Source organism: Sphingomonas sp. QA11 (genome assembly GCF_028473665.1).
Classification (GTDB): domain Bacteria; phylum Pseudomonadota; class Alphaproteobacteria; order Sphingomonadales; family Sphingomonadaceae; genus Sphingomonas; species Sphingomonas phytovorans.
This window is the reverse complement of sequence record NZ_CP098774.1, coordinates 2,035,400-2,060,426: the sequence shown is the minus strand read 5'-3', so window position 1 is coordinate 2,060,426 and position 25,027 is coordinate 2,035,400. Positions and strand designations below refer to the sequence as shown.

The following is a 25,027-nucleotide window of genomic DNA, read 5'->3' as shown; positions in this document are numbered from 1 at the left end:
GACGATGACACTTGCGGATGCCGCCGCAACCGAGTTGCTGGGTGCGCGTCTCGGGACGCTTGCCGGGCCCGGCGACGTGATTACGCTGACCGGCCCCCTCGGCGCCGGAAAGACAAGCATCGCGCGTGGGTTGCTCGCGGCGCTGGGGCTTGAGGGCGAGGCGCCGAGCCCGAGCTTCGCGATCGTGCAGCCCTATGCGCCGCCCGAGGTGAGCATACCCGTATTGCATGTCGATCTCTACCGTATCGACGAGCCCGATGAGATCGAGGAACTGGGGCTCGATGAGGCATTGTCCGATTCGCTGCTGATCGTCGAATGGCCCGAACGGGCGCCCGGCATGTGGCCCGAGGCGCTGGCGCTGGCGCTCACGATCGAACCCGATGGCACCCGCGCCTTGACAGCGCAGGTGCCGGCGGCATGGAAGGCGCGATGGCGACAGATATGATTCCCCCGGCTGCGGCGGCCGCTTTTCTCGCGGCGAATGGCTGGGGCGGGGCGGATATCCTGCCGGTGGCGGGCGATGCCTCGTTCCGTCGATATTTCCGGGTGGTCGACGGCGATCGCAGTGCGATCCTGATGGACGCGCCACCGCCGGAGGAGGACCCACGACCCTTTATCGAGATCGCGCGCTGGCTGTGCGAGCGGGGCTTTGCCGCGCCGGTGATCCACGGCGCGGATCTGGAGCGAGGCCTCGTGCTGCTCGACGATTTCGGCGACGTGCGGCTGCGCGAGACGGCGGACGACCTGTCGGAGCGTGAGACCGGACTCTACGAAGCGGCGATCGACATCCTGGTTCAACTGCGCGCGCACGAGGCGGGACCGCTCCCGCCCTATGACCGCTCGGTGCTTCACCGCGAGGCCAGCCTGCTGACGGAATGGTATTGCCCGGCGGTCGGCATCGCGGCCGACCAGGCGGGGTATGATGCGGCATGGGATGCGGTGTTCGATGCCGTGCTCGCCGGGCCGCGGGTGACGGTGCTGCGGGATTATCATTCCGAAAATTTGATGCTGATCGGCGGCGGCGACACGCTCGGCCTGCTCGACTTCCAGGACGCGCTGGCGGGGCATCCGGCCTATGATCTCGTCTCGCTGCTGCAGGATGCGCGGCGCGACGTCGACCCGGCGCTCGAAAGCGTCATGCTCGACCGCTACAAGCGGATCACCGGCGCCGGAAAGGATTTCGACATTGCCTATCATGTCCTTGGCGCGCAGCGGAATGCCAAGATCGCCGGCATCTTCACCCGCCTTTGGAAGCGCGACGGCAAGCTGCGCTATGCGGCACTTTGTCCGCGCGTCTGGCGCTATCTGGAGCGCGACCTCTCTCATCCGGCGCTGGCGCCGGTGAAGACCTGGTTCGATGCCAATATCCCTGCCGACATGCGCGGTGACCCGATGGTGATTTCCGGCCAATGACGACCAAGCGTACCCTTGCGATCCGTCCCGACCCGGGCGGCGAGATTCCTGAGACCGCGATGGTGATGGCAGCGGGGCTGGGCAAGCGCATGCGGCCGCTCACCGCGACTCGGCCCAAGCCGCTGGTCGAGGTCGCCGGCCGGCCGCTGATCGACCATGTGTTCAACCGGCTGCGCGCGGCCGGCGTGAAGCGGGCGGTGGTCAACGTCCATTATCTGGCCGACGCGCTTGAAGCGCATCTGATGAACCGGGTGAAGGGCATCGAGATCGCGGTGTCGGACGAGCGGGATAGGCTGATGGAGACAGGGGGCGGCATCGTCCAGGCGCGCGACCTGATCGGAGACAAGCCGTTCCTCGTCATCAACAGCGACAATCTGTGGATCGACGGGCCGGCGGATGCGATACGGCTGCTCGCGGCGCGGTGGGACGATGCGCAGATGGACGCGCTGCTCCTCATGGTGCCATTCGCCAAGGCCTATAATCATGGCGGGCAAGGCGATTTCCACCTGGCGCCCGACGGCCGTATCACCAGGCGGCGCCAGCCCGGGCGACCGGCGCCTTTCGTCTATACCGGCGTTCAGATCCTGTCGCCGCGCGTGATCAGGGATTGGCCCGAGGGACCGTTCTCCACGATGGTCTTCTGGGAACGTGCGATCACGGCCGGACGGGCTTATGGACTTGTCCACCAGGGGCTGTGGTTCGATGTGGGCACACCCGCCGCGATAGGACAGACCGAGGCGATCCTCGCTGATGGCTGAGGCCGTCAAACCGGCACTCTTCACCATTCCTGCGCACCGGGCCTTTGCCGACGCGCTTGCCGCCGGGTTGATCCGGCGCTTCGGCGGGGAATCGCTGGGGCTGGCGCGCGGGCTGGTGTTGCTGCCCAACAATCGCGCCAAGCGGGCGATGACCGATGCGTTCGTGCGGGCGAGCCAGGGAGGATTGCTGCTGCCACGGCTGGTCGCGATCGGTGACCTGGACGAGGCGACGGGGGCTGCGCTCGATCCGGCCGACGACGGCGATCCGGTCCCCCCGGCGGTGGCCCCGCTCCAGCGCCGGATGATTCTGGCCCGGCTGGTCGCTGAGGAGCGATCGCGAGGCGGCCAACCAGTCGATGCGGCTGAGGCTGTCCGGCTGGCGGGCGATCTCGCGCGGACGCTTGACCAGCTACTGGTCGAGGAAGTGGCGCCGACGAAGCTGCGCGACCTCGAATTGAGCGAGGAACTCTCGGATCACTGGCGCCGGGCGCTGGCCCTGTTCGGGATCGTGCTGGACCGCTGGCCGGGCGAATTGAAACGGCTGGGAAAGATCGACCTGGCCGACCGGCGCGGGCGGTTGCTGCATCGACTAGCCGAGCGGTGGAAAAATATCCCGCCGCCGGGCTTTGTGTGCGCGGCGGGCATTACCGATTCAGCGCCGGCGGTGGCGGCGCTGCTGCGGCGCGTGTCCGGGTTGCCGCACGGCATGGTGGTGCTGGCCGATCTCGCGACGGGCATGGACGAGCAGGAATGGCAGGCACTGGGGCCGCATGAGCCCGATCCGGTAACCGGGTTCCGCCGCCGGTCGATCGAGACACATCCGCAATTCCATCTTAAGCTGCTGCTGCACCGGATGGGGGTGAACCGCGGCGAATTCTCGCTTTGGCGAGACGGCGGGGGCCATGATGCCACCGCGGCGCGGGGCCGGGCCATCGCCAACGCGCTCGCGCCCGCCGAGTTTACGGGCAAATGGACCTCGCTCGACGCCGAGGATCGCCGTTTGTCGGGCATTGCCGCCGCCGAACTGGCCACGCCTGCCGAGGAGGCGCAGGCGATCGCGCTTGCCCTGCGGAAGGCGCTGGAAATCCCCGGGAGGACCGCGGCGCTGGTGACACCCGATCGCGCGCTGGCGCGTCGGGTCGCGGCTCATGTCGCGCGCTGGGGGATCGCGATCGACGATTCAGCCGGGCGGCCGCTGTCGATCCTGCCTTCGGGCACGTTGCTGACCGCGCTTGCCGAAGCCGCGACCCAGCGTTTCGCCCCGCTGGCGCTGCTGACATTGCTCAAGCATCCGCTGGTGCGCTTTGGCGAGGCGCGGGGCGCGTGGCTGGATGGCGCCCGCGCACTCGACCGCGTGTTGCGGGGGCCGCGGCCGGCGCCCGGACTCGCGGGGATCGATGACCATCTCGCCACGCCCTCGGAACGTGAGCGGCGGCTCTTCGGCGAAGCGTTGGCATGGTGGCCCGACGCGCGCGCGCTGCTGGCGCCGATCGAGACGGTGTTCGAGGACGACGCGCAGCCTCTGGCGGCGCTGGTGGCGGCGCTACGCGAGACCGCCCAGGCGCTGTGCGGCGATGCGCTGTGGAGCGGCCCGGCGGGGCGCGCGGCGGCCGAATTGCTGGCCGATCTGGAAGCTGAGGCGAGTGCCGGGCCGGCGAGTGTCGAACCGGCCAGTCTTGCGCCGCTGCTGAAGACGCTGATGGATGAGGTCGCGGTGCGGCCGCCGCAGGGCGGCCATCCGCGTCTGGCGATCTACGGCCTGATCGAGGCGCGGTTGCAGACCGCCGACCTGATGATCCTGGGCGGGCTGAACGAGGGCGTCTGGCCCGGCCAGCCCGCGCCCGACCCGTGGCTCGCGCCGCGCATCCGGGCGGAGCTTGGCCTGCCGGGGCTGGAGCGCCGGATCGGTGTGTCAGCGCATGATCTCGCCGGCGCGCTAGGCGCGCCGCAGGCGCTGATCACGCGGGCGCGACGCGATGCGAGCCAGCCAGCGATCGCCTCGCGGTTCTGGCTGCGATTGCAGGCGCTGGCCGGAGAACGTTTCGAGCGGGCGCGGACACTGGAGCGCTGGACGAGAGCGCTGGACGATCCGGGCATGCACGAACCGGCGGACCAGCCAGCGCCCTCGCCCCCGGCAATCCTGCGGCCGAAACGAATCGCCGTCACCGATGTCGACCGGTTGAAGGCTGACCCCTATGCCTTTTACGCCAAGCGCATCCTGCGGCTGATGGCGCTCGACCCGGTCGATGCCGATCCGAGCGCGGCGTGGCGTGGGACGGCGGTGCATGAAATCCTGGAGGTCTGGGCACGCGAGGACCAGTGTGCGCCCGACACCCTGCGGGTGCGCGCGCTGGCGATGCTGGCCGACGAGCGCACTCATCCGATGATGCGCGCGCTGTGGCAGCCGCGGCTGATGGAGGCGATCGACTGGATCGCGGCGGAGATCGCGCGCGGGAGTTCGCTGGGCCGGCAGGTGCTTGCGGTCGAGCGCGAGGGAAGGATCGATATCGCTGGCGTGACGCTGACCGGCAAGTTCGACCGGATCGACCGGATGCCCGACGGGACGCTGGCGGTGATCGACTACAAGACCGGCAAGGCGCCGTCGCCCGCCTCGGTGCGCGCCGGGTTCAGCCTGCAACTTGGCCTGCTCGGCCTGATCGCCGAGCGGGGCGGGTTCGAGGGAATCAACGGCGACGCACGTGGTTTCGAATATTGGTCGCTGGGCAAGCGCAACGACAGTTTCGGCTATATCACCTCGCCGGTCGACCCGGCGGGCAAGGCTGAAAAGGTGCGGCCGGAAGATTTTCCCGCGCTGGCGGCGCATCATTTCACCGAGGCGGTCGCGGCCTGGCTGACCGGCGGGGAGGCATTCACCGCCAAGCTCCACCCCGAATATGCACCCTATGCCGACTATGATCAGTTGATGCGCCGTGACGAATGGTATGGCCGTGAGCGCGGATAACCGGCCCCTTCCGCATTTGAAGGGCAATCAGGCCGCCGCGAGCGCGCCCGATGCTCATGTCTGGCTGTCGGCCTCGGCCGGCACGGGCAAGACGCAGGTGTTGACCGCGCGCGTGTTTCGCCTGTTGCTGCGCGGGGTCGATCCCGGCGCGATCCTGTGCCTGACCTTCACCAAGGCCGGCGCGGCAGAGATGGCGGGGCGGATCAGCGCCCGGCTCGCCGCCTGGGTGCGCATGCCCGAGAACGACCTGAAGAAGGACCTGTATGCGCTGGGCGAGGATCATCTCGATCCACGCCGCACGGCCTATGCCCGCACCCTGTTCGCCAAGGTGCTCGACGCGCCCGGCGGCGGCCTGCGCATCCAGACGATTCACAGCTTCTGCCAGGGGTTGCTTGCCGCCTTCCCGGTCGAGGCCGGGCTGGTGCCGGGTTTCCGTCCGTTGGAAGAGCGCGAGGAATCGGTGCTGGCGCGCGAGGCGCTGGCGGAGATGCTGGTCGAGGCGGACCGCGACGGCAGGGCGAAGCCGATCGAGACGATCGGCCGGCTGAGCGTGCGGCTTGGCGAGGGCGAGGCGGAGAATTTCCTGCGCGCCTGTGGCCGAGCGCCGGCCGCGATGGAGGAATTGCCGCGCGGCGACGGACTGCGCCCGTTCCTCCGCCGCGCGCTCGACCTGCCGACGGGCGATATCGAGAGCGTGATCCTGAGTGCTTGTGGCGATGATATGGTCGATCACGAGGCGCTCGACTCGATCGGCGGCATGAACAGCGGCTGGGGTACCAAGAGCGGGGTCGAACGCGCCGGGATCATCTATGGCTGGCTTGAAAAACCGGTCGTTGAGCGCGCCGCCGCGCTCGTCGATCTCCACAAGGTCTGGGCCAAGGCGGATGGCGGCATGCGCTCCTTCGCCAAGGGGCAGGCGCCGCAAGAGGAAGAGTATCCCGAACTGGCGAGCGGGCTCTACACCTGGTGCGCGGAGCTGCTCGATCTGCGAGTCCGCGCCGTCTATGCCGACCTTCTGGCCGACGCGCTCGACGTGGGGCGTGATTATGCGGCGGCCTATGCCCGGGCGAAAAGGCGCATCGGTGGGGTCGATTTCGACGACCTGATCCGCGCGACGATCGACTTGCTTGGCCAGCCCGGCATGGGCGAATGGGTACGCTACAAGCTCGACCAGGTGACGGAGCATATCCTGATCGACGAGGCGCAGGATACCAATCCCGAGCAATGGTCGATCGTCCGCGCGCTGGCCGACGAGTTCTTCGCCGGCCTGGGCGCGCATGACGAGCGGCTGCGGACCCTGTTCACGGTGGGCGACTACAAGCAGGCGATCTTCGGCTTCCAGGGTACGCACCCGATCTATTTCCAGGCCGCCGAGCGGCATTTCGGCGGGCTGGCCGAGGACGCCCAGGGGCCGGACGGGGAGGGGCTCCGTTTCGACCGGCTCTCGCTGACTCACAGTTTCCGCTCGACCCTGCCGGTGCTTGAGTTCGTCGATGCGGCGATCGAGGCGATCCCAGAACCAGGGCTCGGCACCATTGCCGAGCGCGAGCCGCATGCCAGTGAAGTCCAGGGGCCCGGCACCGTCACCCTGTGGCCGCTGACGGTCGCCGGCGGCAGCGAGGAGGATGAGGAAGGCTGGATCGCCGATTCGACCCGAGCGCTCGCCAGCCAGATCGCGAAGCAGATCAAGGCGTGGATCGGCACGCTGATGCTGGAAAGCAAGGGGCGGGCATTGCGCCCCGAGGATGTGATGATCCTAGTCAAGCGGCGCGGTGAATTGGCCTCGCTGATCGTGGCGCGGCTTTATGCAGAGGGCGTGCCGGTCGCGGGGGTCGACCGGTTGCGGCTCAACGCGCCGCTTGCGGTGCAGGACCTGCTCGCCGCCATCCGTTTCGTGTTGCAGCCGGGGGACGATCTGTCGCTCGCCAGCCTGCTGGTCTCGCCGCTGATCGGCTGGAGCCAGGAGCGGCTGATGCAGGCCGCGCCGCGCGACTCCGGTAGCCTGTGGCGGCATCTGTCGCGCACCCAGCCGCGCGAGGCGCTCGATCCGCTGCACAGGATGCTCGACCGGGCGGATATCGCCACGCCTTATCAGTTCCTCGAAGAGATGCTGTCCGGGTCGCTCGACGGGCGGCGCAAGCTGATCCGGCGGCTGGGGCAGGAAGCGCGCGATCCGATCGAGGAATTGCTCAACGCAGCGCTCGATTTCGAATCGCTCGGTACGCCGTCGCTGCAGCGCTTCCTCGACTGGTTCGATCGCGGCGATGTGGAGATCAAGCGCGATCCGTCAGCGCCGCTCGACGCGGTGCGGGTGATGACCGCGCACGGCGCGAAGGGATTGCAGGCGCCGCTGGTGATCCTGGCCGATGCGGCGGTCGATCCGACGCGTTCGCCGCGCTCGACGCTCAACTGGACGCCGGAGGGGATGGCGAACGCGCTGCCGATCTTCCGCCCGCGTGCTAGCGAACGCAGCGGGCCGCTCGGTGACGTGCTCGATGCGGATGCGCAGCGGGAGCTGGAGGAGCATTGGCGGCTCTTCTATGTCGCGGCGACGCGGGCCGAGGAACGGCTGGTCGTCGCCGGGGCGCTGGGGCCGCTTGCCAAGGGCGAGCCGCCGCCATCGAGCTGGTATGCCGCCGCCGACCGCGCGATGACCGCGCTGGGCGTCGCACCGTCGCCCGATGCGCGGAGCTTCACTGGAATCGTGCCGCAAAAGGCGGTCGCCGTTTCGGGCCGGAAAGCGGCGGAACAGGAAGAGGATGTCTCGCTCCCCGGCTGGACTCAGGAGCGCGCGCCGGTCGAGGCGCGCCCGCCGCGCCCGCTCGCGCCATCGTCATTGGGCGAGGATGCCGTGGCCGATCCGCCCCCGACGCCTGCGATGCGCGCCGCCGCCGATCGCGGGCGGCTGATCCATGCGCTGTTCGAGCGCCTGCCGTCGGTGTCGCGCGCGAGCCGCGAGGGCGCGGCCGATCGCTGGCTTGAGCGGGTCGGTGCGGTCGCTGATCCTGTCGCGCGGGCGAAGATCGGGCAAACCGTGCTCAAGGTGCTGGATGATCCTCGCTTTGCCGACCTGTTCGGGCCGGAGTCGCTGGCGGAGGCGCCTATCGCGGCGGTGGTCGGCGAGGGGCTGGTCGTATCCGGCACGGTCGACCGGCTGCTGGTGACGCCGGAGTTGATTCAGGTGATCGACTACAAGACGGGACGGCAGATCCCACAGACGCCGGACGATATCCCGCCCTATCATGCGCGCCAGATGGCGGCCTATGTCGAGGCATTGCGCGTGATCTTTCCCGGGCGGGAGATCGAGGCGGCATTGCTCTACACGGCGGGTCCGACACTGGTTGGCTTGCCGTCGTCGGTCCTCGATCGCCACAAGCCGGGCTATGCCGCACCCCAGCAAAGCTACGACCTGCCCGCTTGAGTGCCGGGCCCCCGGTCCCTAGATTGCGCGCAACACAGGAGATTCCATCATGGCGACCAAGCAGATCACCGACGACAGCTTCCACAGCGACGTCATCAGTTCCGACAAGCCGGTGCTCGTCGATTTCTGGGCAGAGTGGTGCGGGCCGTGCAAGATGATCGGCCCGAGCCTGGAGGAGATTTCCGAGGAACTCGGTGAGCAGGTGACCATCGCCAAGCTCAACATCGACGACAATCCCGATGCCCCGGGTCGCTACGGCGTGCGCGGTATCCCGACGATGATTCTGTTCAAGAACGGGGCCCCCGCCGCGACCAAGGTCGGTGCCGAGCCCAAGGGCCGGATCAAGGCTTGGCTCGAAGGGGAACTCGCTTCGTCAGTCAGCACTGCGGCCAATTGACGGAAAAGGGTCGCACGGCGGTTCGTGCGACCCTTTTCATAGAATGAGTCTGTCAGGACCCCCGCTCCGGACGATCCGAAACTGGCGGCGCTGATTTCGAGCACGATGCTCTAGTCATCTGGAACTGAAGTAAGTTACATTGTATGCTGATCCTGTCTGAACGACGGGATCAAGCGAGATGGGGCGAGGTCGGCCTGTTGAGGTCCTGATTTTGACGGCGGATGAGCGCGACTATCTGGAGGGGCAGGTACGACGCCATCGGGTGACGCGCTCGCTATCGGAGCGTTGCCGTATCGTTTTGCGCTGCGCCGATGGCCCGCAAAGCAAGCGAGTGGCAGCGGAACTGGGCGTTATACCAGGTTGCGATGATGCTGACTCACGAGAGGGATTCCCAGGCTGCTGAAAGTCTGAATCAATGGCGCGCTGGGTTTTGGAGGGCGCGACCATGGGAACGGCGATCAGTTTGCGGGATGATTTTGACGGACCTGCGCTGAGACGGTTGGCGCGAGGGTCGAAGAGCGCGAACCAGGCGCGGCGGCTTTTGGCCTTGGCCGAGATTTACGATGGCGGCCGCCGGACGGCCGCGGCGCGGATCGGCGGGGTGGGTTTGCAGATCGTGCGCGACTGGGTGGTGCGGTTCAACGCCGACGGGCCGGACGGCCTGCTTGATGGCAAGGCCCCCGGGGCCCGTTCCCGGCTCAACGACGCCCAACGGCGGGCGCTGGTCGAGGCGGTCGAGCGCGGCCCGATCCCGGCAATCCACGGCGTCGTTCGCTGGCGGCTGATCGATCTGGCGCAGTGGCTCCATGACGAGTTCGCAGTGTCGCTCGATGAAACGACCGTGGGTCGGGAGTTGAGGAAGCTGGGCTACGTTAAGCTGACCGCGCGGCCTCGCCATCATACTCAGAACGAACTTGCCATGGAGGACTTCAAAAAGGGGGCTTCGCCGCCGAGTTGGCAAAGGTCAAAGCAAGCCTCCCCAAGGGCGCGGCAATAGAGATATGGTTCCAGGACGAGGCGCGCGTGGGTCAGAAGAACAAGATCACGCGGCGCTGGGCGCGGCGCGGGACACGACCCTCGGCTCCAAAGGATCAGCGCACGAAATCAGCCTATATCTTCGGCGCGATCTGCCCGGAGGAAGGCAAGGCCGCAGGGCTGGTCCTGCCCTTCTGCAATACCCAAACAATGTCGCTGCATCTGGCCGAGATATCGCTCGCCGTCGCGCCGGGGGCTCACGCGGTCGTGCTGATGGATCAGGCCGGTTGGCACATGACCGGCAAGCTCGATGTGCCCGCCAATATCAGCATCATCGCGCTGCCGGCCAAATGCCCTGAGCTCAACCCGGTCGAGAATATCTGGCAGTTCATGCGCGATAACTGGCTCTCCAACCGCGTCTTCACATCCTACGACAACATCGTCGACCAGTGCTGCGAAGCCTGGAACAAGCTCGTCGATCAGCCATGGCGCATCATGACCATCGGACGCCGCAAATGGACCCGTAGGTCATGATCAATGCAGGCTGGTATCATCGAGCGGTTCTTCTCCAAACTGAAGCACTTCCGCAGGGTTGCCACCCGTTACGACAAGCTGGCGGACAACTTCCTCGCCATGGTCCGGCTCGCCTCAATTCGGCTTTGGCTTCGCGCTAATGAGTCTACGACCTAGGCTGCTGTCTCCCCTTCGATATAAGGCAAGCTCAACGCCATATTGGACATCCGTCACGCCGAAGCGAGTAAGGAGTGAATGGTCGGATGACGAGAAGCCCTTGGTTTTCGTCATCATCCCCCATTTCAACATGGGGGAATATAGACACAGAACGATCGATTCCGTTCTGGCGTCAACCTATTCGAAGATCGAAATTATTGTCGTCGATGATTGTTCGACGGATCGACATAGCCAATCCGTCTTGGACTCCATCGGCAAATCCTCGAGTCGCGTAGATATCCACATAGTTCGGTGCCTGGCAAATATAGGCCTTTCCGCTGCACGAAATTTTGGCATTCGCAAAGCGCGCGTAAAATACATTCTGACGATAGATGTCGAAGATATGGTCATAAATGATTTTGTGGAGGTGGGCGTGAATGCTCTCGAGAAAAACACGAATATCTTATCGTAATTCCGTAAACTGAATTCGTGTCCGATGAATCCCAACTCGATAATATGGATACTGTACGATATGTCCTATTCATGGGCGAGGCTATGCGGGCGGGAATCATCGACAATAGATTCTCCACGGCCCGCCGACGCTGAAACGCGCCAAAGCTTGGTCCCTGCCAATGGCATTCACCGCCGCATGTCGCGATAAGGGCAGGTCCGCCGAGGTCGGGATCGCGCCTGCAAATCCCGCCCATACTATGCACTGCGTGCCTCTCCCTCCCCCGACGAAAGATCGACGATGGAAGGAGCGAAAATCCTCGTCCGGGCCAAGCCTCATTCCAACTAAACACGAAGATTTAATATCAATAGGTTAATCGATATTTTCTGTCGGAGGCCTGCCCACGTCGACGAGGTCGCCTCGATCCCTCTCGTCGGATCAGTGCCTGGGCCATGCCCAATTTTTCGGTGCCGCCTCATTCCCCTCCCTTGTGAACAATGCTAGGTCGCACCCAAAGCCTGCTTGGAGACGATAATTCATGAGTGATGCTGCCATCGATAGCGTGGATAACGGTGCCGTCACAGAGGATCCAAATATCCCCTTCCAACGGATGAGTGGGCGGGACGATCTCCTGCGCGACATATTCGACAGCCACTGCAAGATATATCAGCCTAGCTACATATGTGATGTAGGCGCGTTCAATGGTGACGAAAGCTATCGATTTGCGGCCGCCATGCCGGAAAGCACGGTTGTCGCTTTCGAAGCGAGCCCGCGCAATTACAAGCAGTTCTATCTCGATAGCGAGCGTTTCGCTAACCTGCCGAATTTTCGCATCAACCATCGGGCCATCTCCGACTATAACGGAGAGATCACCTTCAACGTACTGGATGCCGGCGAAGCCAACGACTGGCGACGGGCTGCAAATTCCATTCTCCCAAGAACCGATGGAGTGGCATCGACTGCCGTAACCGTGCCTTGCTCGACATTGGATGCGAGCTTTGGAGCCAACATAATCAAGCGCAATACATTTGCCTTGTGGATCGATGTGGAAGGCGCTTTGGACAAGGTTCTCCTTGGTGCTCAGGAGGTTCTGAAGAAGACGCTCTTTCTTCGTGCCGAGGTGGAATGGAAAGAATTCTGGTCTGGTCAGAAGCTGGCGCCCGAAATGAAGGAGTTGATTGCCTCCTATGGGTTCGAGTTGCTGGGCGACAGCCATCTGCCGAACGCCTATGACCAAAGCGACGTGTTGTTTGTCAACAAGCGCCTGGGCGATCTCATCGATCGCAATTAGCGCGTCGGACACTCACGGCGATAGCAATCGGCACATCAACAGATGACGTTGACGGGACCAAACCGCCTGCATCCGTTGATCGCTCGGATATAGCGGACGGAGAGACAATTGGCATTGCAGGAGGGGCAGGTGTCCGACCGCCCGCTGAATGTCATCTCCACCCTCATATGACCGCCAGGCAGCGCAGGTTTGCGCTACGAAAGCCGCGTGCCCGATGGGTTACAGGAGATTATGATGCTGAAAGGCCAAAGGCAGCGGTCCCCGTTCTCGCGGGATCTGGAACGGATACTCGCCCGTTTTGACCAGGAAAGCATCGCTCTTGATGCGCAGCGGGCAGGCCAGGGCGCTGCTTGGTCCTGGGACGATGAACAGGACGTCCGTTATGCGCAGCATGATTCCCGTCTTGGCAACGTCCTGCATATTTTCCACCGGGAATGGCACGGCATCCGCGCTGCTGCAGGTTCGTTGCCTGGGAGAAAGTTGGTCATTCCGGAAGTGACCCTGTCTGAGGCATTGCTGAATGTCCTGGCGCTGCAGATTCAGGATGAAAATCCTTATCGGATAATATTCCACGGGTTCTCCGCGAATATGGCGAGCCTGATTCGATGGCTCCACGATGCCGGCCTTACGGATAGGCTGTTCGCGGTGTTCCACGGATCGCCCGCCCAGTGGTGGAACGAGGTGGAACGAAAATTTGTATTCGAAATGATAGATATGGCTCAAAATGGATACTTTTCCGGTATCCATATCATGAAGAATGGCATGGAATTACCCAACGCGCCATTGTTCAAGCCCCTTATTTATAATGTCTCCCCCAAGCATGGCATGAAGCAGGAGGCCATGCGAAAGTCCGATCGCGTTGCAGCATTCGTTCCAGGTTGGAACAATTGGATAAAGAATGTTTTCGGAAGTGCCTATGGCGCCAGTCTAAGTGAGTATGTCGATGAGGTCTGGGCGTTTGCTTCCGGACTTGAACTTCCATTCCCGATGCAGGAAAAGCTCATTATTTTGAAGCCGACGAATAGGGAAGAGACGTTCGAAAGATATCTTGCATCCCGTGTGACATTGAACGTGTCACTGATCGACTGTCACCCTATGGTCAATGTAGAAGCTCAATCTTTGGGGCGTCCTTGCGTTCGATCGGATCTCTATCTCGATCAGTATGAAGATCATGACTATGTGAAACTGGTTTCAGTAGGTCATAATAACTCACCTTACGAAATCCGTAAAACGGTAGAAAAAGTTCTTGATATGCCACATAAAGAAATTCAAGATATGGTCTTGGACTATCAAGGCAAGATAGATGCACTGGCGCTTGATCGTTATGCTGAGTTTTTGAAAATCTAAGGTGTCCCATATGACCGGCGCTCGCATCGTTTTCGTTACTTTCGAACTTTATCCCCTGACGGGGGGAGGTATCGGAAGGGCCATATATAATATGGTGGAGAGTATACCGGCCGAAGAGCGAGAGAATGTAACGGTCGTTATTGTCGGCGACTATGCCCCCCCCCAAAAAGTCCCGACCAAATTGCGCGGGATCGATGTGATCTTTGCGGACATCAATGACGAGCACGGCTTGACCGATGGCGAAGCGGTGTTTCCGCCGCGATGGGCTTTCGACGCCACAGAGTGGCACTGGCGATCCTATGTGGCGATGCGGGCGCTGCGCCAGTTGTCGGAGGAATGCGCGATTGCCTATATCGAGTTCACCGATTGGGGGGGCTTGGGCTATTGTACGATACAGGAGAAGAAATTAGGTCTCGCCTTCACCGAGGTGCCGATCGGTATAAGGCTCCATGGACCTCATGGGGTGCTGCTTTGTACGGAGCGTTATGCGGTCACCGAGAACGATCTGAGCATATTCGACATTGAGCGTAAGGCCCTTCGCGATTGCGATCTCGTCATTGCTCAAACCCGGCCCTACTTCGATAAGGTGAGGGAGGTTTTCGGCTTCGATCCTGCAGAGTGGGAGAGTCGCTATTTTTATTCTCCGCCGCCAGTAATCACCGATTTCGATCCTGACGTCAGCTGGAGATCGGGGCACGGGCAACGCCAAGTGCTCTTTACGTCGAAATTCCAGCATGTGAAGCGACCGGAAATCTTCGTTCGCGGCGTTTCGGAATTTCTGGATTCCGATGCGGGAAACGGTTGGAGCGCGATATTCTGCGCGCGTATTACCGACGCAAATTCAAAGCAGAGCGTCATCGACCAGATTCCGTCGTCGCTGGGTTCACGCTTCGAATTCGACGGCGACATCCAGGGTGCTGACCGCGATGCGCTCATCGCGCGCTCCGTCGTGGTAATCACCAGCGCCTGCGAATCCTTCTGCCTGGCTGCGTTCGAGGCATCGCTTCTCGGGGCACTTGTCATCCTTAACGGCACTAACCCCTCCTTCGCAGAGGATACATTATGGCACGATGGCGTAAACTGCATCAAATTCGATGGAACGGCCACGGGATTGGCGAGTGCCCTGAAACACGCATCGTCGTTCGACGACCGACTGACCATAGTCCAATTGCCCGCGTTTGCGCATCCATGGCGTATGGAGAAGCCCGCCCTTCCACCGCGCGAGGGTTCTGCGGACGATCCGCGGATCTCCGTCGTGATCTATGGCGCGGGTGACGCCACCAAGGTCGCGCGTACAATGAGGAACATTGCAGCGTCGGCCCATGGCAATGTCGAGTTGATTCTCGCATGGAGCGGCGAAGGCGACGACGCGCGCAACCTGCTCGAAAGGCAAATCAAAGAGGCACGGTCTCCCGACGTCCGGCTTTCCCTGAGCAGGACGGATAAATCCATTGGGGCGAGCCTGAACAGGGCGGTGCAATCCTGCACCTCCGACTATGTCATAATCGTCCCGGCGGGAGCTCTGCTTCATTCCATGTTTCTCTACAGGGTATCGAGCGCATTTGATCGCGACGGATCGATCGATGCCATAGGATGTCAGATCGGCTTCTTCGATCCAGACTCTCCGCCGGCTGTCGATCATGCTATGGGCTGTATAAGATACAGCATCGCCGTTGGGGAGGCTGCGCTTGTCGGACATGTCAGGAACCGGGTTGGCGATGGGCCGATTGCGATCCGGCGAGACGTCGCGGTCAGTCAGAAGTTCGATGAGGAGTTGCACGCCGACCTGATATGGTCGTTCAATCACTGCCTCCAGTCACGGCAGGGTCGGATCATGACACTGAATGCAGCATATGCGTTTTGTGACATTAAAAGCCATGATGAAAACATAAGAAATTCACACTATGTTAGCGGCGTTTTGAATCAGCATCAAATTGTGCAGACGACATCGTCGCAATCTGTCGCCGAAGGCTCGTTTTGGCTTTTGGCAAGTCTTTCTGCGGCCAATAGTGCGCGCCAAATCAATGAAACCGTGGCCCGGGAATTGCCAGGCAATTTCGACGTCCAGAAGCGACAAGCCCATTTGTCAGGGGGCGGGGATAGCCATGCTGGAGTTGATACGATCGGAAGCCGCCGGTTCTACAACAGGCTCCCCCGGTTCCTCACCCGATGGCGCAGGAAGATTTCCGACTATGATCGACTGCGTCATTCCGAGGCTTTCGACGATCGCTGGTATGTGTCGCAATATCCGGACGTGGCACAGTCGGGAATGGATCCGCTGGACCATTATTTGAAATTCGGCGGATTCGAGGGAAGGTTTCCGAACCCTTATTTCGATTCAGGCCGTTATATCCTTGCTAATCCCGATGTGAAAGATGCGGGCATGAATCCTTTGTTGCATTACGTCTTACATGGAAGAACTGAAGGTAGGTATTGGTAATAATGCGCGCAAGGCATGACAGTAATCTCGGTGAATAATTTGTATTTTAATTGCAAGTTTCCGATAAGTGTGAACGGAAATGTCGAAGTATTATTGCTTATCGACCTAGTCATCTGGAACTGAAGTAAGTTACATTGTATGCTGATCCTGTCTGAACGACGGGATCAAGCGAGATGGGGCGAGGTCGGCCTGTTGATGTCCTGATTTTGACGGCGGCTGAGCACGACTATCTGGAGGGACAGGTACGACGCCATCGGGTGACGCGCTCGCTATCGGAGCGTTGCCGTATCGTTTTGCGCTGCGCCGATGGCCTGCAAAGCAAGCGAGTGGCAGCGGAACTGGGCGTTAGCGAGCATATGGTCGGCAAGTGGCGTCGGCGGTTTGTGGACGAGCGCATCGATGGGTTACTCGATGAGCCACGATCCGGCCGCCCTCGCTCGATCGACGACGATGCTGTCGCGGCGGTGATCGAACGGACGTTGCGAACGCTACCCGCTGATGCGACCCACTGGTCGATCCGTTCCATGGCGGCATCGGCTGGTCACTCCCATACGACGATCCGCCGGATGTGGAACGCCTTTGGGCTGCAACCCCACCGGGGGGAGACGTTCAAGCTGTCGACCGATCCGCTGTTCGTCGACAAGGTCAGGGACATTGTCGGCCTTTATCTTTCGCCGCCGACCCATGCCCTGATCCTGTGCGTCGACGAGAAGTCGCAGATCCAGGCGCTCGACCGTGAGCAACCCGTGTTGCCGATGATGCCCGGCATGCCCGAGCGACGCACGAACACCTATGTTCGGCATGGTACGACGTCGTTGTTTGCGGCCCTCGACATCGCCACCGGCGCAGTGATCGGCAAATGCTACAAGCGGCATCGGGCAACCGAGTTTCTCGATTTTCTCAAACAGATCGACGGCAATGTTCCAGACGGCCTCGACGTTCATATTGTCATGGACAATTATGCCACCCACAAGACGCCGATGATCAAGGCCTGGTTAGCGCGCAGGCCGCACTATCACGTCCATTTCACCCCAACATCGGCGTCGTGGATCAATCAGGTCGAGCGCTGGTTCGCCGAGCTCACCCGCAAGCAAATCCAGCGCGGTGTTCACACCTCAACTGCCCAGTTGGAGGCCGATATCCGCAGCTTCATCGAGCGGCATAATGCCAACCCAAAACCCTTCCGATGGACAAAATCCGCTGACGATATCCTCGCCGCGATCAAACGATCCTGCCAAAAGACCGAGCAAAATTTATGTCCCGAACTTTAGATTCAGATGACTAGCGATAATAGTCATGGCGTTCAGCGCCATCGAAACCGGCCGCTTTGCAGGCAGCAGGCGCGGAAATCTCTTCCCCGAGGCGCAAGGGCAGGGGTCGTTCCGGCCGAGTTTTTCGATGAGCTCGATATCACCATGGACGAAGCGGAAGCCCCGCTTCACGTTCGTCTCGGACGGATATCCCTTACGCCGCTTCGAGCTGACCTCGAAAGCAGGGCAGGTCGGCGAGTTGGTCGATGCGGTGCATGACGGCCTCCTGTCATAACGTCGCCTGAGTGCGACGGCGGCCGAATGCCCCGGGGCGAAGGGGCCGTCAAGTCAGGTGAGCGGGATCATCACCTGGCTGGCATAGCCGGGGCGTGCCTGGAGGCTGGTGTACCAGTCGGTTACGTTGGGCAGGTCCGGCCGCTCGATCGGCAGGGTGAACCAGCTATGAGCATAGACGCCCATCGGTACGTCGCCGATGCCGAAGGCGTCACCCGACAGCCAGGGGCTCAGCGCGAGATGGGCGTCGAGCACCGCCATCTTCCGGGTGCAGGCGTCGACCGATCGCCTGATCGCATCAGCATCGCGCTGTCCTTCCGGGCGCCTGACCAGGTTCACGAACGCGTCGCGCTGGGTTTCGGCATAATCGATCTGCCAGTCCATCCAGCGATCGGCCATCGCCCGCGCAGCGGGAGCAGCGGGCCAGAAACGATCCGGCGCATGACGCGCGGCGAGATAGCGCAGGATCGCGTTGGATTCCCACAGGGTCACCTCGCCATCGTCGATCGTCGGGATCAGGGCGTTGGGATTCCGCGCGAGATAGTCGGCGTCCATGCCAAACTGGCCACCGACATCATGCCGGACATAGGCGAGGCCAGCCTCTTCGGCGAACCATGCGACTTTCTTCACGTTGTGCGAGTTCAGGCGACCCCAGATGGTCAGCATGCCTCCGTGCCCTTCAAATAATGCGCCTCCCCGGCGAGGGCCGGGGAAGGGGGTCAGCTCCGGTAATCGGCGTTGATCGCGATATAGCCGTGGGTCAGGTCGCAGGTCCAAACCGTGGCGCGTCCGTCGCCGAGGCCCAGATCGACGCCGATGTCGATCTCGCTGCCCTTGAGGTGCGCCGCGACGGGTGTCTCGTCATAGCCGGTCACCGCGAGGCCGTCGCGCGCGACCTGGGTTTCGCCGAAGCGGATGGCGAGCCTGTCGCGCTCGGCCGGTTCGCCGGCCTTGCCGACGGCCATCACGACACGGCCCCAATTAGCGTCCTCGCCGGCGATGGCGGTCTTCACCAGCGGGGAGTTGGCGATCGACATCGCGATGACTCGCGCGCTGCGGTCGCTTTCGGCGCCGGTGACGTCGATAGTGATGAACTTCGATGCCCCCTCGCCATCGCGCACGACGAGATGGGCAAGTTGCAGGCAGAGATCCGCAAGCGCCGCACGGAAGGCGTCAGCCCCGGCGTCGTCGGACGAGGCGAGCGGAACATTGCCTGCCTTGCCGGTCGCGAAGGCGAGCACGGTGTCGCTGGTCGAGGTATCGCTGTCGACCGTGATGCAGGAGAAGCTCTTCACGTTCGCGTCGGAGAGTGCGGCCTGGAGGAAGGCGGGATCGACGGCGGCATCGGTGAAGATGAAGCCGAGCATCGTCGCCATGTCAGGCATGATCATGCCTGACCCCTTGATGATGCCGACGAGACTGACCGTCCTGTCGCCGATCACTGCCTGGGTGACCGCGGCCTTGGTGAAGGTATCGGTGGTCATGATCGTGGCGGCGGCGTCTTCCCAACTGCACGGATCGGCCTGGAAGGCGGCATCGAGACCGGCCTCGCTCTTGTCGATCGGCAGCGGCACGCCGATCACGCCGGTCGAGGCGACGAATACGTCGGAGGGCTGGCAACCGAGCCGGCCGGCGACGCGGGCGGCGAGATTCTCCACCGCCGCGCGGCCGCGATCGCCGGTGAAGGCGTTGGAATTTCCAGCATTGACCACCAGCGCGCGCGCCTGGCCGAGCACCAGCGCCTTGCGGCACCATTCCACCTCGGGCGACGGGCAGCGGCTCCGGGTCAGCACGCCGGCCACCGCCGTGCCCGGATCGAGCGTGACGAAGGTCAGGTCGCAGCGATCCCAGCTCTTGTAGCGCGCGCGGGCGATGCGCGGCGTCACGCCCGGGATCGCCGGGAGATCGGGAAAGCCTTCAGGCGCGAGCGGGGAGCGGGTGCTGGACATGGGCGCCCTAATAAGGCCCGGCGTGCGGGAGGCAAATGCCGTTGCCGCCAAAAGCGTGGCCAGCGCGCCATTCGCCTGTATCATCGGGACGGGGACAATTTAGGCGGCATGATCATCGGAGAGGGGCGGAGCGTCACGATCGCGGTGGTCTTCACGGCTGTGGTGCTCTTCCTGTTGCTGATCGTGATGATCGTCCTCGGCTTCGAGCAATATGGGCCGCGCCTGTGGATCGCGCTTGGCGGACGGGTCGTGCCGCCGCCTGATCGTACGCTGGCCGGAGCGAAGGCGGCGCCAGTCGATAGTCCGGGCGTCTGGTTCGAGGAGGATGCCTATCCGCCCGACGCAATACGCCTTGGTCAACAGGGGCGTACGGTGGCGAAAGTCGTGGTCGATGCGACAGGGGCACCGACCGATTGTACGATCACAACCGGCAGCGGATCGAAGAGCCTCGATTCAACGACCTGTACGATCCTGATGAAGCAGGCGACCTTCACACCGGCACGAGATCGAAACGGTGTGGCGACCATCGGCGATTATACGGTGCCGGTCCGATGGGTATTGCCGCAGAACTGAACGGTTTTCGTGATGAGCAATCGCTGGACGCCCGCATCCCGACCCACTACATCGCACGCCGCGATGGAACTGCTTCTCATCCTTTCCGCCCTGCTGAGCGCGCTGACCGGCGCGATTTCCGGCGTGCGGGCTCCCGAGGTGCGGCTGCATCAGGCAGTGGTCGAGGCATCCACGGCGCGCACGACTGCGCCGGCCGCCGCGCGCGTCGCGGCTCGGCCGATCGTTCAGGCGATGCCGGCGCTCGTCGCGGCAGCGTCAGTGGGCGTGAATGCGGTGTTTTCGCTCGACCATGCCTATCCGCTCTATGCGGAGCGTCGTCGCGAATAGCGCGACCGCCTGATCCGGCTTCGGCCGGTTCCTTTCGTCATGTCCATTCCGCCGCCCGGCACGATCCGGCGGCCATGCCTTCAAAGATCGGGAATTCTCCATGCTCGGCGGCTTTGCCAAATCGCTTTTCGGCTCTTCGAACGACCGTTACGTCAAGTCGCTCGGCTCCATCGTCGCGAAGATCGCGGCGTTCGAACCAACCATCTCGGCGATGACCGACGCCGAGCTTTCCAACCAGACCATCCTGTTCCGCGAGCGGCTGGCGAACGGCACCAAGCTCGACGACCTGCTGCCCGAGGCGTTCGCCACGGTGCGCGAGGCGGCGAAGCGGGCGCTCGGCCAGCGCCATTACGACGTTCAGATGGTCGGCGGCATCGTGCTCCACCGCGGCGAGATCGCCGAGATGCGCACCGGCGAGGGCAAGACGCTGGTCGCGACGCTCGCGACCTATCTCAACGCGCTGCCGGGCACCGGCGTGCATGTCGTCACGGTCAACGACTATCTGGCGGAGCGCGATGCCGGCTGGATGGGCCAGGTCTATCGCTTCTTGGGACTCACCGTCGGCGTGATCATCCCCAACCTGACCGACCAGCAGCGCCGCGACGCGTACCATTCGGACATCACCTACGGCACGAACAACGAGTTCGGCTTCGACTATCTGCGCGACAACATGAAGTATGAGCGCAGCTCGATGGTGCAGCGCGCCTTCAACTTCGCGATCGTCGACGAGGTCGATTCGATCCTGATCGACGAGGCGCGCACGCCGCTGATCATTTCCGGTCCGACCGACGACAAGTCCGATCTGTACAAGAGCGTCGACGCGGTGGTGAAGCAGCTCACCGCCGAGGACTATGAGAAGGACGAGAAGCAGAAGTCGATCATCCTGACCGAGGACGGCACGGAGAAGGTCGAGCGCATGCTCGAGGCGGCCGGCCTGCTCCAGGGCGCGAACCTCTATGATTTCGAGAACACCCAGGTGGTGCACCACACCAACCAGGCGCTGCGCGCGAACATGATGTTCAAGCTCGACACCGACTATATCGTCAAGGACGGCAAGGTCATCATCATCGATGAGTTCACTGGCCGGATGATGGATGGCCGGCGTTGGTCGGACGGCCTTCACCAGGCGGTCGAGGCGAAGGAGGGCGTGCAGATCGAGCCCGAGAACCAGACCATGGCCTCGATCACCTTCCAGAATTATTTCCGCATGTATCCCAAGCTCTCCGGCATGACCGGTACCGCGGCGACCGAAGCGGCCGAATTCTACGACATCTACAAGATGAATGTCGTCACCATCCCGACCAACGTCGGCGTGAAGCGCGTCGACGAGGAGGACGAGTTCTACAAGGACACCGCCGACAAGTTCCAGGCGATCGCCAAGAAGATCAAGCATCACGCCGAGCTGGGCCAGCCGGTGCTGGTCGGCACCGTCTCGATCGAGAAGTCGGAATTGCTGTCCGAATTCCTCGTCAAGGAAGGCGTGAAGCACGAGGTGCTCAACGCGCGCCAGCATGAACGCGAGGCGCACATCGTGGCGCAGGCCGGGCGCAAGAGCGTGGTGACGATCGCCACCAACATGGCCGGCCGCGGCACCGACATCCAGCTTGGCGGCAACCTGGAATTCCGCGTCAACGACGAGCTGGCCGAGATGCCCGAGGGGCCGGAGCGCGAGGCCGCGATCGCCAGGATCAAGGCTGAGATCTCCGCCGAGAAGGCGGAGGTGCTCGCTTCGGGCGGCTTGTTCGTGCTGGGCACCGAGCGGCACGAGAGCCGCCGCATCGACAACCAGCTTCGCGGTCGTTCGGGCCGTCAGGGCGACCCGGGCCTCAGCCGCTTCTACCTGAGCCTCGACGACGACCTGCTGCGCATTTTCGGGCCGGACACGCTGTTCGCGCGGATGATGCGGTCGAACATCGGCGACGGGGAGGCGATCGGATCGAAATGGCTCTCCAAGGCGATCGAGACGGCACAGAAGAAGGTCGAGGCGCGCAACTACGACATCCGCAAGCAGGTCGTCGAATATGACGACGTGATGAACGACCAGCGCAAGGTGATCTACGAGCAGCGCGCTGACATCATGGATGCCGACACGGTCGGCGATGTCGTTGCCGACATGCGCACCGAACTGGTCAATTCAATCGTCGGCGATGCGTGCCCGCCCAACAGCTATCCCGAGCAATGGGATATCGAGGGCATGCGCACGAAGCTGGCCGAGATGCTCGCGCTCGAGCCGCCGATCGACGACTGGCTGAAGGAAGAGGCGATCGATCCGGAGGTAGTCGAGGAGCGCGTGCGCGAGGCGGCCGATGCGATGGTCGCTGAGAAGGCCGCGATGCTTGAGCCGGAGCAGTGGATCCAGGTAGAGAAGTCGATCCTGCTGCAGAATCTCGACCATCACTGGAAGGAGCATCTGGCGACGCTCGACGCGCTGCGCCAGGTCGTCCACCTGCGCGCCTATGCGCAAAAGACGCCGATCAACGAATATAAGCAGGAAGCCTTTTCGCTGTTCGAGCGGATGCTGGGCAATATTCGCGAGGACGTGACCCGCACCATCGCGCATGCGCAGTTCCAGCTCGAGGAGCGGCCGGCGTTGCCCGACCTGCCGGACTTCATCACCACGCATTTCGACCCGTTCAGCGGCGACGACGACAGCGCGGATTTCGACGCCGGCACCCGCGGCCTTTTGACCACGACCTTGCCGCCGCTATCGATCCCGCGGCCGACCGGGGAGGAGGTGGGCGAGGACCCGGCCGACTGGGAAGGCAAGGTGAGCCGCAACGCATCGTGTCCTTGCGGGTCGGGCCGCAAGTACAAGCACTGCCACGGGGCGGTATGAGAAAGGGGCTCCCCCGCGACGAGCGGGGGAGCCCTTTGGTTATTTCGGCGCGACGATCGACGGGCCGAGGTTGTTGATCACCTCGCGCGCATCGAAGGCGCGGACATTGTCCGCCGGCTTGGGACCGCGACCGAGCACGATTTCCGAACTGGCTTCATATTTGTCGACGGTGGTGACATCGACGCCGCGATCCCAGAACGGATCGCCCCAGAACGGATCCCAGCTACGCCAGCCGAAGCCGCGGCCGCGATAGCGCCAGCTCGCGCCCCAATATCCATATGGTCCTGGGCCAAAGGCGCCCGGCGTGGTGTAGGTCCGCGTCTTCCGATCGGTATTGCGATCGGCCAGGATGAAATAATCATAGCCGTGCTGAACCGTCAGCTCCGCCGCGTGATACAGCAGATAGCGCTCGACCGTGTCGCGCGATGTGTAGCTGTTGCCCGCGAAGCTCACCATGAAGCGGTTCGGCTCGATCATCCGGTCGCTATAACCGGCCCGCTCGAAGCCGGTGCCGGTCGCTGGCCGGTAAGTCGTTTCGGTGGCGCAGCCGGCGGTCATCAGGGTTGCGGCACCCAGCGCTGCAAACAGTGCGGCCCGCGAAGTTCTCGTCGTCTTCATCTCTTCCTCCAGGCACGGACCGATGCGGCAAAGCGTGCCGCAGCGGCCGTCAGTTGTGGAACGTTCGACTGAGCTCAAGTGTCCGTGACAAAGTCGTCAGCAGATCGTCACGGAATGGTAATGATCCGACCCCCGAATGCGCCTGCCGGGACAGCTCCAGCTCATGCGAGGAAGACGGTGCGGGGCTCGGTTGTCCGTAACGCTTAGCTATTGAGTCGATTGGGAAGGGTGTTTCGAGAATCGTTGCAATCTAAGGGTCGGCGCGATCCGCATCGATCACCTCGGCGCGATAGGCGGCAGGCGGTTCGCCGAACGTCCGGCGAAACAGGGCGATGAAACCGCTTGCCGTGGCATACCCAAGGTCGAGCGCGATCGTGGTAACCGCCTGTCCCTCAGCCAGCATCTCCAGGGCGCGCATGAGTTTCGAGCGCTGGCGCCAGACCCTCAAGCTGAAGCCCGTCTCCTCAACGAACCGGCGGCTGAGCGTGCGCTCGCTCACGCACGCCAGCGCCGCCCAGGCGCCGATTGCGCGATCATCGGCGGGGTCGTCGATCAGCGCTTGCGCAACCCGCAGCATTCGTGGATCGCGTGGTAGCGACAGGCCGAACGTCTCCACCGGCAGGCCGCCGATCTCGTCGAGGATTACGGCCGCAACCCGCTCGGCGGCGGGGCCCTTCGGACCGGGCGTCCACCCCGCGGCCCGCAGCACTGCCGCGCGCAGCAGGCCGGAGGTACGGATCGTGGAGGCCTCGCGGGGCAGGCCCGCGCAGGCATCTTCCGCCACATAGACGGTCCACCCATCCATTGCCCCATGCGAGCGTGCCCAGTGCGGCTCATGTGGCGGCAGCCATACTGCATGAGTTGCCGGCACCACCCACACGCCCTTTTCGGTGCCGACCGAGATCAGGCCTTTCAGCGATCCCAAGAGCTGGCCCTCCGGGTGTCGGTGCGGCAGCGAGCCGTGACCCGCCGGATCGCGGCCGCGGGCGGCGACCAGGATCTCGCCGACGGGCAGCGGAACGGCGGTGGGTCCATAAGCGATCATGGCAGCTCCAT

20 protein-coding genes and 2 pseudogenes are annotated in these 25,027 nt (G+C 63.1%); 17 read left to right on the top strand and 5 right to left on the bottom strand.

The genetic code is table 11. From position 1 onward, the window contains the following. Nucleotides 1-4 precede the first annotated feature (4 nt). The 14 genes and pseudogenes from tsaE to NDN01_RS09340 all read left to right on the top strand — a co-directional run bounded on the left by tsaE (nt 5) and on the right by NDN01_RS09340 (nt 17,395). Nucleotides 5-445: a tRNA (adenosine(37)-N6)-threonylcarbamoyltransferase complex ATPase subunit type 1 TsaE gene (gene tsaE, locus NDN01_RS09400; RefSeq protein ID WP_272627129.1), complete on the top strand. Its 441-nt coding sequence runs from the start codon at nt 5-7 to the stop codon at nt 443-445. Continuing rightward, on the top strand, nt 442-1,413 hold the full coding sequence (locus NDN01_RS09395; protein ID WP_272627128.1) for an aminoglycoside phosphotransferase family protein: 972 nt from the start codon (nt 442-444) through the stop codon (nt 1,411-1,413). The genes tsaE and NDN01_RS09395 overlap by 4 nt, the downstream gene beginning before the upstream one ends. Beyond that, nucleotides 1,410-2,171: a nucleotidyltransferase family protein gene (locus NDN01_RS09390; protein WP_272627127.1), complete on the top strand. Its 762-nt coding sequence runs from the start codon at nt 1,410-1,412 to the stop codon at nt 2,169-2,171. The genes NDN01_RS09395 and NDN01_RS09390 overlap by 4 nt, the downstream gene beginning before the upstream one ends. Beyond that, nucleotides 2,164-5,133 carry a double-strand break repair protein AddB gene (gene addB, locus NDN01_RS09385; RefSeq protein WP_272627126.1) on the top strand — a complete coding sequence of 990 codons (2,970 nt, stop codon included), beginning with the start codon at nt 2,164-2,166 and terminating at the stop codon, nt 5,131-5,133. Before NDN01_RS09390 ends, addB begins: the two co-directional genes overlap by 8 nt. Then, a complete protein-coding gene (gene addA / locus NDN01_RS09380; RefSeq protein WP_272628136.1) occupies nt 5,114-8,554 on the top strand; it encodes a double-strand break repair helicase AddA in 3,441 nt (1,146 codons plus the stop codon). Before addB ends, addA begins: the two co-directional genes overlap by 20 nt. A gap of 49 nt (nt 8,555-8,603) precedes the next feature. Further along, on the top strand, nt 8,604-8,951 hold the full coding sequence (trxA, locus tag NDN01_RS09375) for a thioredoxin TrxA (protein WP_272627125.1): 348 nt from the start codon (nt 8,604-8,606) through the stop codon (nt 8,949-8,951). Between the two features lie 178 nt (nt 8,952-9,129). Then, nucleotides 9,130-9,303, top strand: a pseudogene (locus NDN01_RS09370) (IS630 family transposase); the annotation flags it as partial. A gap of 93 nt (nt 9,304-9,396) precedes the next feature. After that, nucleotides 9,397-10,460, top strand: a protein-coding gene (locus tag NDN01_RS09365; RefSeq protein WP_272628134.1) for an IS630 family transposase whose coding sequence is annotated in 2 segments (ribosomal slippage) — nt 9,397-9,888 and nt 9,891-10,460 — 1,062 coding nt in all. Because the reading frame shifts where the segments join, the coding sequence is not laid out codon by codon here. Between the two features lie 18 nt (nt 10,461-10,478). Further along, nucleotides 10,479-10,616 (top strand): annotated as a pseudogene (locus tag NDN01_RS09360) (IS5/IS1182 family transposase); the annotation flags it as partial. Further along, a complete protein-coding gene (locus NDN01_RS25970) occupies nt 10,600-11,067 on the top strand; it encodes a glycosyltransferase family 2 protein (protein ID WP_443025219.1) in 468 nt (155 codons plus the stop codon). The pseudogene NDN01_RS09360 and the gene NDN01_RS25970, both read left to right, overlap by 17 nt. Nucleotides 11,068-11,584: 517 nt before the next feature. Beyond that, nucleotides 11,585-12,337: an FkbM family methyltransferase gene (locus tag NDN01_RS09355; RefSeq protein ID WP_272627124.1), complete on the top strand. Its 753-nt coding sequence runs from the start codon at nt 11,585-11,587 to the stop codon at nt 12,335-12,337. A 231-nt stretch (nt 12,338-12,568) separates the two neighbouring features. Continuing rightward, nucleotides 12,569-13,684, top strand: coding sequence for a hypothetical protein (locus NDN01_RS09350; RefSeq protein ID WP_272627123.1), 1,116 nt, complete (start codon nt 12,569-12,571; stop codon nt 13,682-13,684). Nucleotides 13,685-13,694: 10 nt separating this feature from the next. After that, complete coding sequence (locus NDN01_RS09345) at nt 13,695-16,124, top strand: glycosyltransferase (protein ID WP_272627122.1); 2,430 nt, start codon at nt 13,695-13,697, stop codon at nt 16,122-16,124. A 173-nt stretch (nt 16,125-16,297) separates the two neighbouring features. Then, entirely contained in the window at nt 16,298-17,395 is a 1,098-nt protein-coding gene (locus tag NDN01_RS09340; protein WP_272627121.1) for an IS630 family transposase, read from the top strand. Here the strand turns inward: NDN01_RS09340 and NDN01_RS25965 are convergent. The 3 genes from NDN01_RS25965 to argJ all read right to left on the bottom strand — a co-directional run bounded on the left by NDN01_RS25965 (nt 17,378) and on the right by argJ (nt 19,617). Further along, nucleotides 17,378-17,566, bottom strand: coding sequence for an SEC-C metal-binding domain-containing protein (locus NDN01_RS25965; protein ID WP_443025218.1), 189 nt, complete (start codon nt 17,564-17,566; stop codon nt 17,378-17,380). The two genes, NDN01_RS09340 and NDN01_RS25965, sit on opposite strands and share 18 nt — an antisense overlap. Nucleotides 17,567-17,722: 156 nt before the next feature. Beyond that, nucleotides 17,723-18,334, bottom strand: coding sequence for a glutathione S-transferase family protein (locus NDN01_RS09335; RefSeq protein WP_272627120.1), 612 nt, complete (start codon nt 18,332-18,334; stop codon nt 17,723-17,725). Between the two features lie 53 nt (nt 18,335-18,387). Beyond that, nucleotides 18,388-19,617, bottom strand: coding sequence for a bifunctional glutamate N-acetyltransferase/amino-acid acetyltransferase ArgJ (argJ, locus tag NDN01_RS09330; RefSeq protein ID WP_272627119.1), 1,230 nt, complete (start codon nt 19,615-19,617; stop codon nt 18,388-18,390). 108 nt (nt 19,618-19,725) lie between these two features. On the opposite strand from argJ, the gene NDN01_RS09325 reads away from it, so the two are divergent. The 3 genes from NDN01_RS09325 (at nt 19,726) to secA (ending at nt 23,353) form a co-directional block, all read left to right on the top strand. Then, nucleotides 19,726-20,190, top strand: coding sequence for an energy transducer TonB (locus NDN01_RS09325; protein WP_272627118.1), 465 nt, complete (start codon nt 19,726-19,728; stop codon nt 20,188-20,190). A 63-nt stretch (nt 20,191-20,253) separates the two neighbouring features. Next, complete coding sequence (locus NDN01_RS09320) at nt 20,254-20,517, top strand: hypothetical protein (RefSeq protein WP_272627117.1); 264 nt, start codon at nt 20,254-20,256, stop codon at nt 20,515-20,517. Between the two features lie 100 nt (nt 20,518-20,617). Beyond that, entirely contained in the window at nt 20,618-23,353 is a 2,736-nt protein-coding gene (gene secA / locus NDN01_RS09315; RefSeq protein ID WP_272627116.1) for a preprotein translocase subunit SecA, read from the top strand. Between the two features lie 39 nt (nt 23,354-23,392). Here secA and NDN01_RS09310 read toward each other — a convergent pair whose 3' ends face one another. Next, nucleotides 23,393-23,971 (bottom strand): CC0125/CC1285 family lipoprotein, encoded by a 579-nt coding sequence (locus NDN01_RS09310; RefSeq protein WP_272627115.1) that lies wholly within the window; start codon nt 23,969-23,971, stop codon nt 23,393-23,395. A 250-nt stretch (nt 23,972-24,221) separates the two neighbouring features. Further along, nucleotides 24,222-25,016, bottom strand: a complete 795-nt coding sequence (locus NDN01_RS09305; RefSeq protein ID WP_272627114.1) for an AraC family transcriptional regulator — start codon at nt 25,014-25,016, stop codon at nt 24,222-24,224. Nucleotides 25,017-25,027 lie beyond the last annotated feature (11 nt).